13 protein-coding genes are annotated in these 14,742 nt (G+C 62.4%); 8 read left to right on the top strand and 5 right to left on the bottom strand.

What is annotated here, in order from left to right; all coding sequences use genetic code 11:
* Positions 1 to 92 precede the first annotated feature (92 nt).
* The 3 genes from MXF70_RS01670 to MXF70_RS01680 all read left to right on the top strand — a co-directional run bounded on the left by MXF70_RS01670 (position 93) and on the right by MXF70_RS01680 (position 4,464).
* Positions 93 to 1,580, top strand: coding sequence for a D-aminoacyl-tRNA deacylase (locus MXF70_RS01670; protein WP_248516854.1), 1,488 nt, complete (start codon positions 93 to 95; stop codon positions 1,578 to 1,580).
* Between the two features lie 202 nt (positions 1,581 to 1,782).
* Positions 1,783 to 2,979, top strand: a complete 1,197-nt coding sequence (gene ftsZ / locus MXF70_RS01675) for a cell division protein FtsZ (protein WP_248516856.1) — start codon at positions 1,783 to 1,785, stop codon at positions 2,977 to 2,979.
* Positions 2,980 to 3,360: 381 nt separating this feature from the next.
* Complete coding sequence (locus tag MXF70_RS01680) at positions 3,361 to 4,464, top strand: hypothetical protein (protein ID WP_248516858.1); 1,104 nt, start codon at positions 3,361 to 3,363, stop codon at positions 4,462 to 4,464.
* A gap of 15 nt (positions 4,465 to 4,479) precedes the next feature.
* Here the strand turns inward: MXF70_RS01680 and MXF70_RS15480 are convergent, their stop codons facing one another.
* Both MXF70_RS15480 and MXF70_RS01685 read right to left on the bottom strand, forming a co-directional pair.
* Positions 4,480 to 4,773, bottom strand: a complete 294-nt coding sequence (locus MXF70_RS15480; protein WP_445677853.1) for a DUF7504 family protein — start codon at positions 4,771 to 4,773, stop codon at positions 4,480 to 4,482.
* Positions 4,665 to 5,090, bottom strand: coding sequence for a hypothetical protein (locus MXF70_RS01685; protein WP_248516859.1), 426 nt, complete (start codon positions 5,088 to 5,090; stop codon positions 4,665 to 4,667). The genes MXF70_RS15480 and MXF70_RS01685 overlap by 109 nt, the downstream gene beginning before the upstream one ends.
* A 239-nt stretch (positions 5,091 to 5,329) precedes the next feature.
* On the opposite strand from MXF70_RS01685, the gene MXF70_RS01690 reads away from it, so the two are divergent.
* The 3 genes from MXF70_RS01690 to MXF70_RS01700 are packed head-to-tail and all read left to right on the top strand — an operon-like array spanning position 5,330 to position 7,784.
* Complete coding sequence (locus MXF70_RS01690; protein WP_248516860.1) at positions 5,330 to 5,605, top strand: DUF8044 family membrane protein; 276 nt, start codon at positions 5,330 to 5,332, stop codon at positions 5,603 to 5,605.
* Positions 5,606 to 6,733 carry a DUF4350 domain-containing protein gene (locus MXF70_RS01695; protein ID WP_248516861.1) on the top strand — a complete coding sequence of 376 codons (1,128 nt, stop codon included), beginning with the start codon at positions 5,606 to 5,608 and terminating at the stop codon, positions 6,731 to 6,733.
* Positions 6,717 to 7,784, top strand: coding sequence for an AAA family ATPase (locus MXF70_RS01700; RefSeq protein ID WP_248516862.1), 1,068 nt, complete (start codon positions 6,717 to 6,719; stop codon positions 7,782 to 7,784). The genes MXF70_RS01695 and MXF70_RS01700 overlap by 17 nt, the downstream gene beginning before the upstream one ends.
* Positions 7,785 to 7,890: 106 nt before the next feature.
* Here MXF70_RS01700 and MXF70_RS01705 read toward each other — a convergent pair whose 3' ends face one another.
* From MXF70_RS01705 to MXF70_RS01715, 3 genes are read right to left on the bottom strand one after another with little or no spacing between them, the layout of a single operon-like run.
* A complete protein-coding gene (locus MXF70_RS01705; RefSeq protein WP_248516864.1) occupies positions 7,891 to 8,778 on the bottom strand; it encodes a DUF7982 domain-containing protein in 888 nt (295 codons plus the stop codon).
* Positions 8,771 to 9,259 (bottom strand): DUF8163 family membrane protein, encoded by a 489-nt coding sequence (locus MXF70_RS01710; protein ID WP_248516866.1) that lies wholly within the window; start codon positions 9,257 to 9,259, stop codon positions 8,771 to 8,773. Before MXF70_RS01710 ends, MXF70_RS01705 begins: the two co-directional genes overlap by 8 nt.
* On the bottom strand, positions 9,256 to 10,371 hold the full coding sequence (locus tag MXF70_RS01715) for a DUF58 domain-containing protein (protein ID WP_248516868.1): 1,116 nt from the start codon (positions 10,369 to 10,371) through the stop codon (positions 9,256 to 9,258). Before MXF70_RS01715 ends, MXF70_RS01710 begins: the two co-directional genes overlap by 4 nt.
* 602 nt (positions 10,372 to 10,973) lie before the next feature.
* On the opposite strand from MXF70_RS01715, the gene MXF70_RS01720 reads away from it, so the two are divergent.
* A complete protein-coding gene (locus MXF70_RS01720) occupies positions 10,974 to 13,010 on the top strand; it encodes a DUF4129 domain-containing protein (protein ID WP_248516870.1) in 2,037 nt (678 codons plus the stop codon).
* A 453-nt stretch (positions 13,011 to 13,463) separates the two neighbouring features.
* Complete coding sequence (locus MXF70_RS01725) at positions 13,464 to 14,633, top strand: DUF1616 domain-containing protein (protein WP_248516872.1); 1,170 nt, start codon at positions 13,464 to 13,466, stop codon at positions 14,631 to 14,633.
* Positions 14,634 to 14,742 lie beyond the last annotated feature (109 nt).

A 14,742-nucleotide genomic window follows, 5' to 3' on the forward strand; every position in this document is an offset into this window, starting at 1 on the left:
CGCACGGACTGATCGCTCGACCCAGCGGCCACGCGTCGCGTTCGCGGTCCGACTCCGAGACGCTTTAGCGACCGGACCGCGAGCACTCCCACGTGATCGGTATCGTCGAGAGTCGCGCGGACGACGCCTCTGAACGCATCTGCGAGCAGCTGCGTCGTATCGGTGAGTTCGAGGAACGAACCGATACGGATCTGCCCGAGGCGGCCGGCGGCGGCACCGTCTATCGCTCCGAGGCGTTCGAACTCCGCAGCTTCGACGATCTCCACCTCGAACTCGACGATGTCGCCGAGACCTTCGACGATCCGGCATTCCTCGTCTTCGCGTCGCGACACGCCGGCGATACCGGCCCCTTGCTCTCCGCGCACGTCACCGGAAACTTCGGCGACGCGGAGTACGGCGGCGCGAATCGCTCTCTCGCCCGCGCACCGCCGAACGCGCTGGCCGCGGTCGTCGATCGGCTGGCCGTCCACGCTCCAGAGGCCTACGACGTCAGTCTGGAGTGCACCCACCACGGTCCCACAGAGGTCGGCGCTCCCTCGATGTTCGTCGAACTCGGTAGCGGGCCTGACGAGTGGACGGACGACGCAGGCGCGGCGGCCGTCGCGCGGGCCATTCTCGACCTCGCCGAAACGCCCGCGGACGGGCCCATCATCGACGCACCCGCCGAGGGAGCCGGCGCCGGGACCCACTGCCGCCACGTCGTCGGATTCGGCGGCGGTCACTACGCACCCAGATTCACCCGAATTGCACGAGAGACTGACTGGGCCGTCGGCCACGTCGCAGCGAACTGGTCGCTCGATGAGCTCGGTGCCCCCTCCGCGAACGCCGACGTCATCCAGGCAGCGTTCGAGCAGAGCCGCGCGACCCACGCTGTCGTCGAAGGGAACCATCCCAGGCTGACGACCGCGATCGAAGATCTCGGCCACCGGGTCGTCTCCGAGACGTGGGTGCAGGAGACGACCGGCGTTTCGCTCCCGATAGTCGAAGAGCTCGAGGAGCGGCTCTGCTCCGTCGACGACGGGCTTCGCTTCGGCGCGCCAGCACGTGAGAACGGGGAGACAGCGGGGGATGCGTCTGGTACGGCGGCGGATGCGCGCCGTACTGCCCCGGAAGCGACCTCCACCGGCCAGCCTTCGAACGTACTCGACGACGCGAAAATGGTGGAGCTCCCGAGTGAACTGCTGGAGGCAGCCACGAACGTTGACCGCGAGGCGACGATGACCGTCCTCTCCGAGACCGCGCTGGCCTTCGAGACCACGGAGGGTGGCACGCGCCCCGGCGATCGGGGGTGCTTCCCCGGTGAAGGGATCTCCGAGAGCGTCGTCGAGGGGCTTGCCACGATCCTGCGGGAGCGCTACGACTCGCTCACCGTCGAGGCGGACCGAATCGTCGCGGAGGAGACGGCATTCGACCCCGCACTCGCGTCGGAAGCCGGAGTGCCAGAAGGCCCCGCGTTCGGGAAACTGTCTGCGGGTGAGACCGTCGAGGTGGATGGGCAGACCGTCGAGCCGACTGACGTTCACGAGCAGCGGGAAGTGGCTTTCGAGCTTTCGTCTCGAACGGGAGCGGACGACGAGTGAGTCGGAAGCTACACGAGCCGGATATCGCCACGCACCACGGCCCGGCCGCCACCTTCGATTCACGTGGAAATCGTGGCGTCGTATCGAGTAAATAAGGATTGGGGAAGGGGAATCGCCGATAATCGATGGACGCGAGCGCGTCTTGCGCACGTCTGACAGAGGGGGAACAATAATAACCCTCGACGCGCTATCCGTTCGCCAAATGGACTCGCTCGTAGACGAGGCAATCGAAGAGGCGGAGGATGGGGAGGCCGAGACCGGCGAGGAGCCGACCGACGACGAGCCGGTCGCGCCCGAGAATCGGACCGGCAACATGACCGACGAGGAGCTCGAGGACGTCCTCGAGGACCTCCAGACGAACATCACCGTCGTCGGCTGTGGCGGCGCTGGCAACAACACGGTCAACCGGATGTTCGAGGAGGGCATCCACGGCGCGTCGCTGGTCGCGGCAAACACCGACGTTCAGCATCTCGTCGAGATCGAGGCCGACGAGAAGATCCTCATCGGCGAGGAGAAGACCGGCGGCCGCGGCGCCGGTTCGCTCCCGCAGGTCGGCGAAGAGGCGGCCCTCGAGAGCCAGGACGAGATCAACGAGGCCATCGACGGCTCCGACATGATCTTCGTGACGGCCGGACTCGGCGGCGGCACCGGGACCGGCGCGGCACCGGTCGTCGCGAAGGCGGCCCGCGAGTCCGGAGCGCTGACGATCTCGATCGTCACGACGCCGTTCACCGCGGAGGGTGAGGTCCGACGGACGAACGCCGAGGCCGGTCTCGAACGGCTCCGCGACGTATCCGACACCGTCATCGTCGTCCCGAACGACCGACTGCTCGACTCCGTCGGCAAGCTCCCCGTCCGGCAGGCGTTCAAGGTCTCCGACGAAGTCCTGATGCGCTCCGTCAAGGGCATCACCGAGCTGATCACCAAGCCCGGCCTCGTCAACCTCGACTTTGCCGACGTGCGCACCGTCATGGAGCGCGGTGGCGTCGCGATGATCGGCCTGGGCGAGTCCGACTCCGAGGCGAAGGCACAGGACTCCGTCAAGAGCGCGCTTCGCTCGCCGCTGCTCGACGTCGACATTTCCGGCGCGAACTCCGCTCTCGTCAACGTCACCGGCGGCAACGACATGGCCATCGAGGAGGCCGAAGGCGTCGTCGAGGAGATCTACGACCGGATCGACCCCGACGCCCGCATCATCTGGGGGACTTCGATCGACGAATCCCTCGAGGGATCGATGCGCACGATGATCGTCGTCACCGGCGTCGAGTCGCCACAGATCTACGGTGGCGGCGACACCCAGCCCGACATGTCCGCCGCTGCGGCGAGCACGCCTGAACCTGCTGCAAGCCAGTCGCCCGTCGATGACGATGACGGCGACGACATCGACTTCGTGGAGTAATCGCGGCCGGCGCCCGCGATTGCGATGGGATCGTTATTGCTGCGCTCCTTCATCGCACCCCTCGGTTCCGACGATTGACGCTGCTGTCGCCTGTTTTGGAGTGAGGGCCTCGAATCCATCACGAATCTTCATTTCATAACGTTCCGTGCTCATTGTTGAGTATACCCATACCAAGCTCGTGGTAAAATGATCAAATGAGAACTATATACCAGATAGGCATACAAATATAGATAGATTGCAGAGCAGACACACAATATCGGAGGTAATTTCCTGGAATACTCAAACATCTACAATATCACTTAAGTAGTTTCAGTGTACTAACTAGTCTGCAACTGGAGACCGACCGCTGCCTGGGGAGTAGCGGACAAATGGGTGGAGCCAATGAACTGGAACAGTGGGGGCGACGACCGAGCGACGAGGGATCGAGAGCGTGACACCGGGAGAGAGTGGTCGAATCCGGACGACTCCGAGTTCACCACTCTGAAAGCCGAGACGAAGGAGCTTGACTACGAGGGGTTGCTCGACGATCCCGAGTACGTGGATTTCCTCGAGGCGTTCGGCGAGCTGGAGATGCCGAGCGACGGCGGTGTCGACATCACGGAGCTGCTCGAAATCGACGAACACGGGGTCGAAGATGGTGCAGATGACGAGGAGGCGGGAGCAGCGATCGATGAAGCTGTCGACGCGAGCGCCGAGTTGTCCCTCGGTGAAATTCCGGACGAGGTGGCCAATGGCGGGCGATCAGACTCCGGCGAATCGGGGTCGAACGTCGACGAAACGGTCGACGCCGCCGGCGAGAAGGCTGGGGACGCTCCGGACGACGACGCCACAGGCGAGACCCCCGCCGGCGACACGTCCGAGGAGGCCACTGCAGTCGCCACCGACGACCTCGAACACGACGACACGGACGACGGTGACGAAGCGCACTCTCCACCCGTTGACGACTTCATCGCCGCGGTCTCCGCGGAGGACGTGACCGACGAGAAGCGGGCGGAGATTCGCAGGGCGCTCGGCGTCGGCCCGCCCAAACGCGTCGAAGTACAGCTCAACCACCTCAAATCGCGATTTCTGGATCTCGAAGCGTATATCCAGGCGATGGAGGACATCCTCGACGCCGAGGCGGATCCGCTAGGCGACATCGAAACGCTCGAAGAGGACGTCGAATCACTTCGGCAAGAGCTCAACACGGTGACTGAGCAACTCGATTCGCTGGAGTCGTCGGTCGAGTCGATAGAGGCCGCTCAGACGGAAGACGTCGAGCGGGTTGAGGCGTCGATCCAGGAGCTCCGGTCGTCCGTCGAGCACGACGTTTCGGCGCTCGCCCAAAACCTCCGGTCGTTGCTCACGTGGCGCGAGCGACTCGGCAAGGCGATGCAGCACGACGAGTCACGGGACGCCACCCGATCCACGGCGATCAAGCACGGTACAACGGACGACGATCCCGACGCGGCGACCGATCAAATGTTCGAATTCCCCGAGCAGTGAGCGTCAGGGTGGCCGTTACGCGGACTCGTCCGGTCGAACGGTTTCGTCAACCTGCCCGCGCACGCCCTCGATGGTCTGCTCGTCGATCGCCGAGGGATCCAGGTGGACGTGTGTCAGCGCACCCGCGACCTCGCAGTGATCCAGCAGCTCTCTGAGGAAGGCGAGCGCAGGCCCGTCATCAGCGTACTGCAGGATCGTCGTCAGGGAGTTGAGGCAGACGACGATCTGTTCGTCGCTCGGCCCAGTCCTGAAGGGTGGAGCTGGCGGGCGACACTGATCCCGGCGAGATCGCCGGGGTTCTGGACGAATTCAGTCCGGTCAGCAGCATTGAGTGAGGAACGTTCGGGAGTCTCCTCCGACGCAGAATCCATATATTTCACGCCGATGATCCCGAGTGCTTGGAGCGCTTCGCTGTCGTCATCCGTGCAGCGTCGTTGTACTATGTGCGGGGTCGTCGTGATATCGATAATCAGAGTGCGGCGGTTCGCTGGATCGTCGACGGCAAGGGGGTCGGTGCAGACTGTCTCGCTCTCGGCGTGGAAGGCGGGTGAGAGGACGAAGACGCTCGCTGGTGGTGCGAGTGATGGCAAAGGTAGGTCGGTAGTGTCCGGGAGACTGAGATCCATCTGATATTCGTGTGAACGAGATACTGGGTCAAAATCATATATGAGGAGGACAATGATAACAATCAACGGTTCCGTCGCTAGCGTTGGCCAGACCGAGCGAGCCCGACTAGGTTTCTTCGTCGCGGGGGTTCCCCGGTCCAATACGAACTCAGCATTTTGTGTTCGATCCCGATGCGAACGCGGATGCGGTCGCCGTCGAATCCGATAGATTCCTACCATGCCCGACGTAACGTGGGATCGTGCCAACGTACCGGCGGCATCGGTTCCTCCACGGCCAAGTCGCTTGGATGGCCGGGAGCCTGCTGTGTCTGGCGGCACTGGATGCGCTCTCCCTCGAGTTGTTCTTCGTCATTTCCCTCATCGGGTTTCTCGTCGTTCTGGAGCTGACTGCGCCGTTGAACGTGACCCCGCAGTGGCGTCGCCGCCTGCGCTGGATACTCGCTCTCGCGATGGTTGGATTCGTCGCGATTGTCGTGCGACGGATCCTGGCGATATTGCCACCGGGGGTGATCTGAATGCGGCTCCTCGGCTACGAAGTCTCTATCCCGTCGCTCGTGCTGGCCATGCTAGTGCTGGCGCTCGTTGTAGCGCTTGGCGTCAGCGTGGCGACGACCGGTGCAGCGTTTGCTCCGTACAATTCTGATTGGCAGGGTGCTTCAGATCTCCGGACTACGGCGGACAAATCTGGGGTTACCTCTGAAATTGTGACCGAGATGGATCGATATAGGACGGTTGATGCGAACGATTCGGTTGCGTTCGTGCTGGCGCCGGAGTCTCGATCGGCCAGTGATCGCGCTACATTGCGAGCGTTCGTCGAAAAAGGCGGTCGGCTGGTGGTGGCGACGAGCGATGCAGATTCCGGCAACGAACTGCTGGCTGGGCTCGGCACCGACGTTCGAGTCGTCGGGCCGACGTTACGCGATGATGTCGAATCGCTTCACGGTCCCGGGTTCCCGATGGTCAGTTCGACGGCGAACCATAGCGCGGTCCGAAACACGACTGGGCTTGCGTTGAACTATGGGACCGCGCTTACGGTCAACGGTACAGCTCGGCCGATTGCGAACAGTTCCTCGTTCTCGTATCTCGACGAGGACGGCAACGAAGCTCCGAGCGAAGGTGAGTCGCTTGAGTCGCGGCCGGTGATCGCGAGTCAATCGATCGGCAATGGGGAGGTGATCGTCGTCTCAGATCCGAGCGTCTTCATCAACGTGATGCTTGATCACGATCCGAACCGTAACTTCGTTGCTAATCTGGTAGAGGACCGGAATCGTGCGTTACTGGATCGGACGAACGACGGTGTGCCACCGCTCCGGGCGGCGCTGATCTGGCTACGCGGGCATCCAGCCGGTCCAGGCCTCCTGGGCCTCGCGCTAGTCGGTTCGATTCTCGCATGGGAGCGTGGGCTGCTTCGGCGGTTCGGAGAACGCGGTCGACGCCTCCTCCCCGGTGGACGGGGCGCGGAGTCTGGGAGGGGATCGTCTCCCGGGGGGTCGCCTGGTGAGCTTGAAGCGGTTGATCGGGAAGCACTCGACGCTTATCTTGCCGATCGGTACCCGGAGTGGGAGCCCGAGCAGCGTCGGCGCGTGCTCGGTGGAGTTATCACGGACGATCTAGAACGTGACGACGATGCAACAGTCGACTGACCCGGCGTCAGCACACGATGCGATCCAGTCGGCGGTCGACGAGGTGCTCGTCGGCAACGACGAAATCGTTGAGCGGCTAACGATCGCACTCCTCGCCGACGGCCACGTTCTTCTTGAAGGTGTTCCGGGCGTCGCCAAGACGACGATTGCCGAGTTGTTCGCGCGTGCGACTGGGCTCGACGCGTCTCGTATTCAACTCACGCCGGACACGCTCCCCGCTGACATTACAGGGAGCGCGATTTACCGTGAAGCGACCGGTGAGTTCGAGATTCGCAAAGGCCCAGTGTTTGCGAATCTCGTTATCGCAGACGAGATCAATCGAGCGACGCCGAAAACGCAATCAGCATTGCTGGAGTCGATGCAGGAGCGTCGTGTAACGATCGATGGCGATCCGCACGATCTCCCGGAGCCATTTCTCGTGGTTGCCACGCAGAACCCCATCGAGATGGAAGGGACATTCGAGCTTCCGGAGGCTCAACGTGATCGGTTCTCCTTGAAGCTGACTGTCGGTGTCCCTGACCGGGAAATCGAGCGGTCGTTGCTGGATCGGTTCAACGATAGTCCGTCACTCGGCCCGTCGGTCGTCGATCAAGTGATCGAGCCAGGCGAGGTTCCTATGCTCCGGGAGGCAGTTGCGGATGTCCACGTCTCTGAGGCGGTTGGTGATTATCTACTTGATATCATCGAAGCGACGCGGAGTCACGATGCTGTGTCTCACGGGGCGTCGCCGCGGGCGGCGCTGCACCTGCAGGACGCTGTCAAGGCTCGAGCTGCAATTCACGGCCGAGAGTATGTTCTACCGGATGACGTAAAGGCACTCGCCCAGCCCGTTCTGGCGCATCGCGTGGTGTTGGGAACGGATGCAGCGCTGGGCAACGTTGATCCTGCGTCGCTCATCGAGGAGATTCTTGAGTCACTGGAACCGCCGAGTGCTGCGACACCGGATGCTCCTGGTGACGGATCTGAACCAGATGACTCCGAGGCGTCTCTCTCCGAGCCCGCTGCACCAGGGAGCAGTGAACAGGAGGGGTCGACGGCGAGTGAAGAGTAAATCGCAAGGGTTCGAACCCCGTGGCATCCGCCTCGTACTGCCTGGGAAGTTAGAAGCCCCCCGTTTCGGCCGCAGCGACGTGACGTCCAGGCAGCCTCGTTCGCGGCTACTGGTCGGCGAATTTGAATTCTAGAACCGTTGTTTCGCCATCGGTGTTGGCGACGCGCGCGTCGACTGGCCGGTCGAGTTCGACTGCGAGACCGGTTGCGATTGTTGAGATGACCGGGTGATCAGTCGTTTCGAGATTGCCGAAGGTTGGACGCTCGATCCGAACAGCGACGCCCGAGCCTGTCCGGTCAGGCGCGACAGTTGCGGAGCGGGCCAGTTCGAACTGTTCGACGACGGAGTCTGCGAGTTGGGCAGCGATGCTGCCGGGATCGTCAGCAGGTTCGCCGGCGAGTCCCTCACGGAACGTCTGATACAGTGGTGCGCCCGTCGGAGTGAAGGCGACGCCACGCGCAGAGGCGTTTTCTGGAACGATGAGAAGCCCGTCGAATGCGTCCGGGAGTTCGTAATCCGGCCGTTGTGGAATGAACAGGGTTGCCGTCCTGTCGTCGGTAGGGACGTAGATGTGGTCGTCTTGGAGGCCGAGTTCTGCGCTGAGCGCGTCTCGATCGGCGGCGTAGGATGCTGTGATTTTCTCACCGATCGAGGCTGCAACGAACTCCTCGGGTGTCAGCGTCCACGTCAGGAGCGCACCGAAGAGGCCGGTGCCGGCAAGCGCGAACAGCACGGTCCGCTCACCGGGCGCAATAACCGTGCCGGCGAGCGCTACAACACCGAGTGCTGCGAGTCCAAGCGCAGTGGTGCGGTACTGACTTCGGCGCGCGGACGCGTATTCATCGCGGAGCTGCCGGTTCTCCTCTTCGAGCACGGCGAGTCTCGCACGGAGGAGTTCCGGCGACTGTGCAGACTCCGCTTCAGCCGCAGTTGCCTCCGGCTCTGCTGTGGAAGCTTCGTTCATCGCTTCAGTTTGACTGGAAGGATTAGCCACGAGTCTTCACCTCCGTCGAGACCGACTGGCGTTCGATGGTCACTACGACGTACCGGTGGATACCGTACCCAATGAACGTGGCGACCAGAACCAGTGCGCCACTGGCGATCCAGAGTGACTGTGTCGCTGCCAGCCACGCCGTGCTTCCGAGCAACGCGAGAGCGAGAACACTCGTCGCGGCAAGCGCGGCTGTGGGGATGCTGGATCGAGCGAGGGGTAGGAGGAGGGTGAGTGCCATTCCTGCGACGGCCAGTGCACTGGTGAGCATCGATGCACCGGTGCCGACCACGAGAAATGCACCGAGCGTAACGATGGTGCTGGGAGACGCGACGAGCCAGGTCAGCGCGAGGAGTAGCGCAGCGACGGCGCCGTTTGGGAAGCCAGCGAGGGCGAGCCCGATCGCAGTGACGACAACGCCGGGCAGGGCGAGACGGTCCCGTCCCGCTGCTATCGTGGTAGCCTGATCGGGGGCGTAGTTCACGTCTGTTCACCTCCGGCACTCAGGACGGCTTCAGCGATATCCCCCGGTGCAAGTTCACGCACGGTTACGCGGTCCATCGCAGTGAGTGAGTTGGCGAACTCGACGAGTTCTTCGTAGGTCTGCCGGCGCTCATCCAGGTCGGTGAGTCCGGGCCGGAACAGCGTCGGCGACGCCAGAACCACGAGGACCGTATTGTTCCCTCGGCGAGCGAGTTTCACCGTCTCGCGGAGCTCGCCTGGATGCTCGCCGTCCGTGAGGATAACGGACCAGACGCTGCCCTGGAGTCGTTCGAGGTACGTGCGGGCAGCTTGGAAAAGTGGCTCGTCGGCGACGCGATGCAGGTACGGCGTGGCGTCATCGAGAAGCGGGTTGAGATGATTTGCGAACGGTGAATCCTCCGTTGAGAGACGCCCGGCGAACTCAGCAGCACGTGCAGGGTCGCTGGAAATATTGGCAGGTCGTCCGATTCCCGCTGTCGCGTTCACCGCGGAATCAGTACTGTACCCTCCGTCCGTCGACTCGGAGATCGAGCCTGACGGCCCTTCTGAAGGAGGGGATGCCGGTTCCTGACTGCGGGAGGTAGCAGGTGAACCGCGTGCATCCTCGGTCGAGTGCTTCTCGGTCGGTCGCAGCGACTGGATCGACTCGGCGACAGTGTCGTACTGCCCCGGTGAGTTACTTGGAGGATGCTCGACGGTTACGCCTTCGTCACCGATGGCATAACAGCCCAGTGGGTCCCCAAGGTTACGGGCGCTTTCGACGAGCGCGAGCCCGGCGTACCGGAGGTACGCCAACGGGGTCGAACCTGGCGGGCCTTCCTCGGCGGTCGATCGGTGATCGACGAAAAGCACAGTCCGCCGATCAGTTTCAGCATCAGATTCAGTGACGTATGCGTCTCGAAGTCGAGCAGTCGCGTTCCAATCGATCTGCGAGAAGTCGTCGCCTGGATTATACGGGCGTAGCTCTGCAGGCTCGGTACCTGGACCACGACGACCGGTGTTGTGCTCACCGAAGACGGCGATTCGATCGTCGCCCTGGCCGAGGTGGGTGGTGTCGGGCTCACGAGACCGGACGTGAATCTCGGTAGTCGCAGACGCTTCGAACTCGGCCACGAACAAGCCTTGCGGATCGCTCAACGTTACCTGCGGCGGCCCGATTCGATACCGGCCAGCAACAGGGCATTCGAGCGAGATCGTGGTCTCCGCGGTGACACTATCCCCTGCAAGAGTCTCGTCGCCGGCAGCTCCGAGATGAAGTGTGAGTCTAGTCGAATCGTCGTCGACAGGCCGGGCAGCAGCCGGGATATCGATGGAGAGTTCACTGGGTAGCGGCCCGTCGGAACTGGCTGTGAGGGAAAGCTCGATCGTTTCACCGACACCCGTAGAAACCGCCGGGCCCGTCACTGACGCGGTCACGGCGTTCCGTTCACGGCGAAGCGCAGCGACGAAGGAGAGTTGTGAACCGAGAAACCATGCGGCGAGACCGGCACCTGCCGCTAGAAGAAGTGGAGAAGCGAGAAGTGAAGCCCCGACAGCGAGTGCCACCACGCATGCAGTGGCGGCCCACCCGCGACGGGTCAGATCCATGGACGGGCGGAAGTAATCGCGCCAATTGAATCTACTGGTAAGCACCGCCGATCACTAGTCGATGTGCGTGAGAACGGCTAGAGTACGCAGACACAGAGGTTAATAGGCGCGGCCACTCACCCGTGGTCGTGACCGGACGTGCTCGGGCTCTGGCGTTCATCGTCGTGCTTGGAGTTCTTCTTCTCGCCGTCGGAGGCAGCGTGGCCGCCGGTGCTGCTTCCGGCACCGTCGCTCTGCAACAGGCCAACGACACCGAGACAGAAAACGATGGAGCTGACGACCCGGAACACGTCCACCCAGACGAGGGAGGCGATGACGCTGAGGGAGAGACAGCAAATTGGCTCGAACAGCGACTCGGGGCCATGCTCTCCGACAGTGTGATCGAACTCGATCAAGGTGAGTACGAAATCGCGAGTGAATACGTCGGCGAAGACTACCAAGAGCGGCTCGAGCAGTACATCGACGTCCAGGGCGAGACCGACGGCACAACCAACGAGTACGAACAAGCCGGCCAGACCCAGCAGGAACTCGCCTCGCTGCTGGCAGACTACGAAGAAACGCTCGCATCGTACGAAGCTGCGCGGGACAGCGGTAACGAAACTCGAGCGCGTGAACTCGCAAGAGAGCTCGCGGAACTATCGTCCGAAATCGAAGCAGCAGGGGTCGAACTCGAGCAGACCTTTACCGTCTTGAACGGAACGTCGGGCACCGACCTGGGCGGCGCAGCAGATGCAGTGAATGGTACCGTCATGACAGTGAGGGAGGACACCGAGAATATAACCGAGGAGACGTTCGTCGCAGTCAATCTTACCGTCACAGCGGACCGAGAGCGGATCGCTGCTGACGATCCCCTGACAATCGACGGGCGGTTGACCGACGTGAACGGGACACCGATCTCGAACGCTACAATCGCCGTTCCGGATCCAGCAGGAGCAACAACGACCACGACAGACGCCGAAGGGCGGTTCTCGATAGTTCACCGGCCCGTATTGCTCCAAGCAAATGCAACGTCGTTACGCGTGGAGTTTCAGCCGGAAACCGCAGCACCGTATGCGAGCGCAGACGCCACCATCCCCGTTGCTGTGCAGCAGTTTACCGCAGACCTCGCAATCAATGATGAGCCTGGTTCAAGCGCCGAGAACGTCGCCTATGGGCAGAATCTGAGCATCGAGGTGATGACGACGGTCGACGGCGAGGGTCTGGGCGGTGTGCCGGTACGTGCGACAATTGATGGAAGCCAGACGACTGAGTCGTCGTCAAATGGGTCGGTAACGCTCAATCCGGCGATCGATGTTACTGTGGGAGCCGGTGAACGAACGGTCCGGGTTGCGACGCCCTTCGAAGGTCGAGCAGTTACTTTCGAGCCGAACTCGACGACGGTCGTCGTCGAGGAGACACCAACGTCGCTATCGGTGAACGCAACGGTGAATGCAACGGGAGCAGTGACGGTTACCGGACAACTGACGACCACGAACGGGCCTGTGTCCGGCGCTGAGATTGATCTCGGCGTTACAGGCGCTCCAACGACGACGACCGCTCGGACCGACGAGACAGGCGAGTTCTCGACGATCATTGAGTCGAACGCCGAATCAGAATCGATGACGATAACAGCGGAGTTCGACGGCAGCAACTCGAACCTCCAAGAGTCTGACGCCAACACGTCAGCGACGGCAATCACAAACGATCCCGATGAAGCCGGAACGCTGCTCGGGCTCAGCAGCTTCCAATCGATGATACTGCTCGGCGTCGGAGTGCTACTGATCGCCGCCGTTGGCTGGGTCCTCTGGCAGCGAAGCGACAGTGACAACGACGATACGGACGAAGCGCACCAGGCAGTGGACACCACCGAAGGCGAGGATCTCGGCGGCCAAGATCCAGGCACGGTGGTTGACGACGCCCGCCAGCATCTCGACGATGATCCCATCGTAGCGACGACGCAGGCATACGGCGCTGCCCGGGCTTCAGTGGCAGATCGCGTCCCCGTGAGTGGCGGGCAGACGCACCGAGAGTTCCTGAAGACCTGTGCGGACGACGGCCTCGAGGCTGACACCGTCGAGGCGCTTCGGACGTTGACTGATCGATACGAGGCAGCGATGTACGATCCATCCGGGATCGATATCGACGACGCTCGCGATGCGATCGACGCCGCCGAACGAGTCGCGTAGGGGCCGCTCGCGAAAAAGGGAGAAATATCGCCCGGACCGATCCAATTTCCCCTTTTGAATAGCGGACGGATTGATCTGCGGGCGTGGCTAGGTGAGGGTCCGCTTGAACGATGCAACGAGCCGACCGATATTCCAGCCGACCCACAGCGACGCAGCCAGGAGTTCGGTGATGAATCCGATCATGGGGACCTGAATACAGGTACGGAAGATGGCTGGAATAGTATGATCGTATTATGTTACTGAGGTATCAGTGTGGTCTCAGTATGGTCGTTGTAGTCACGCAGCCGCGTTTCCGACTTCGAAATCGGTGGCAGTGGGACAATTCAATGGAAAGCGCCCGACAAGGAGATCCAAATTCAGGTAAGGTGATCGTATTGCATGCTCCGCCAGACGCATCTAGAATTCTTCTGTGTACCGACTGGTTTTTGCCGGGCGGCACAAAACCGCGGAGTGATGCAACCACCGTTGCGGGCGCTTTTGCCTCGGCCGGTCCGCCGGCTGCCCGCAGATCTCGCGGCCACCATCGTGCTGACAGGGCTGACGCTTCTCGTCACGCTAGCACCGTGGCTACGCGAGACGCCGTTACGCGTGGCGCTCGGGTTACCGTTCGTGCTGTTTCTGCCGGGATACGCGTTTATCGCAGCGCTATTCCCGGAGACCGGGGCACCGCCAACAGCGTCAAACGAGGAGGCCGACGACGGGACACCGACTGCTGACGAGTCTGCGACGCCTACCACCGGGGACGACGGCGGATCTGCGGACGGGATGGCAGATACTGTCCGGGAGCGGATTACACGCCCGCCGGCAGTGACCGGGCGAGGCATCGATGGGATCGAGCGTGTTGCCCTCTCGTTTGGCCTTTCGATAGCGATCGTTCCGTTGCTCGGACTGGTGCTGAACTTCACGCCCTGGGGGATTCGGCTGCTTCCGATTCTGGTTGCCGTTGGCGGGTTCACGATTCTCGCAGCCATCGTTGCAGCGCGACGTCGGTGGCTGCTGCCACCTGAAGACCGGTTCCGCGTACCGTACCGCGAATGGTGGGCTGCCGGTCGTGCAGAGCTGTTTGATCCCGATGACCGGACCGACGCAGTGTTGAACGTAGTGCTGGTGCTCGCCGTGTTGCTGGCGGCTGGCTCCGTCGGCTACGCGGTTCTCGTGCCGGCGGAGGGCGAGGCATTCACTGAATTCTACCTGCTCACCGAAACTGACGACGGCGATCTGGTGGCCGACGGCTACCCCGAGGAGCTGGTCGTCGGTGAGCCGGCGAATATGACCGTCGGGATCGGGAACGAGGAGCACTCCCGCGAGTCGTACACGGTGGTGGTGCAGCTCCAGCGCGTCGAGGTTGTGAACGGGTCCGCAGGAGAAGGCGTGCAGAACGGCACGAACGTGACCGAGGTCGAGGTGGTTGAGCGCCAGGAACTCGACCGGATGAACGCGGATCTCGCCGACGGTGAAACGTGGCAACAACCTCACGAAATTGTCGCCCTGGGAATGACGGGTGAGGATCGCAGGCTCAAGTACCTACTCTACCGCGGTGAACCTCCGGAAACAGTGACCGCCGAGACGGCGTACCGCGACTTGCACCTGTGGGTCGACGTCGTGGAAAGCAGCGGTGAGTGAGAGCCAACGCAGCGGGATCGTGGGGGTAAACACCGGTCGGTGTCGTTTCGTGCGTAACCGCGTGGCTCAGTATCTGTGCAGAAGGTCCCGCATTCTATTTCGTAGCCCC

This window comes from Salinarchaeum laminariae, from assembly GCF_023204835.1.
Lineage (GTDB): Archaea > Halobacteriota > Halobacteria > Halobacteriales > Salinarchaeaceae > Salinarchaeum > Salinarchaeum laminariae.

Excerpts from the sequence above, each read along its gene's own strand:
- MXF70_RS01700 (WP_248516862.1), top strand. The coding sequence starts at position 6,717 with ATGCAACAGTCGACTGACCCGGCGTCAGCACACGATGCGATCCAGTCG.
- MXF70_RS01685 (WP_248516859.1), bottom strand. The coding sequence starts at position 5,090 with ATGGATCTCAGTCTCCCGGACACTACCGACCTACCTTTGCCATCACTC.
- MXF70_RS01695 (WP_248516861.1), top strand. The coding sequence starts at position 5,606 with ATGCGGCTCCTCGGCTACGAAGTCTCTATCCCGTCGCTCGTGCTGGCC.
- MXF70_RS01680 (WP_248516858.1), top strand. The coding sequence starts at position 3,361 with ATGAACTGGAACAGTGGGGGCGACGACCGAGCGACGAGGGATCGAGAG.
- ftsZ (WP_248516856.1), top strand. The coding sequence starts at position 1,783 with ATGGACTCGCTCGTAGACGAGGCAATCGAAGAGGCGGAGGATGGGGAG.
- MXF70_RS01725 (WP_248516872.1), top strand. The coding sequence starts at position 13,464 with ATGCAACCACCGTTGCGGGCGCTTTTGCCTCGGCCGGTCCGCCGGCTG.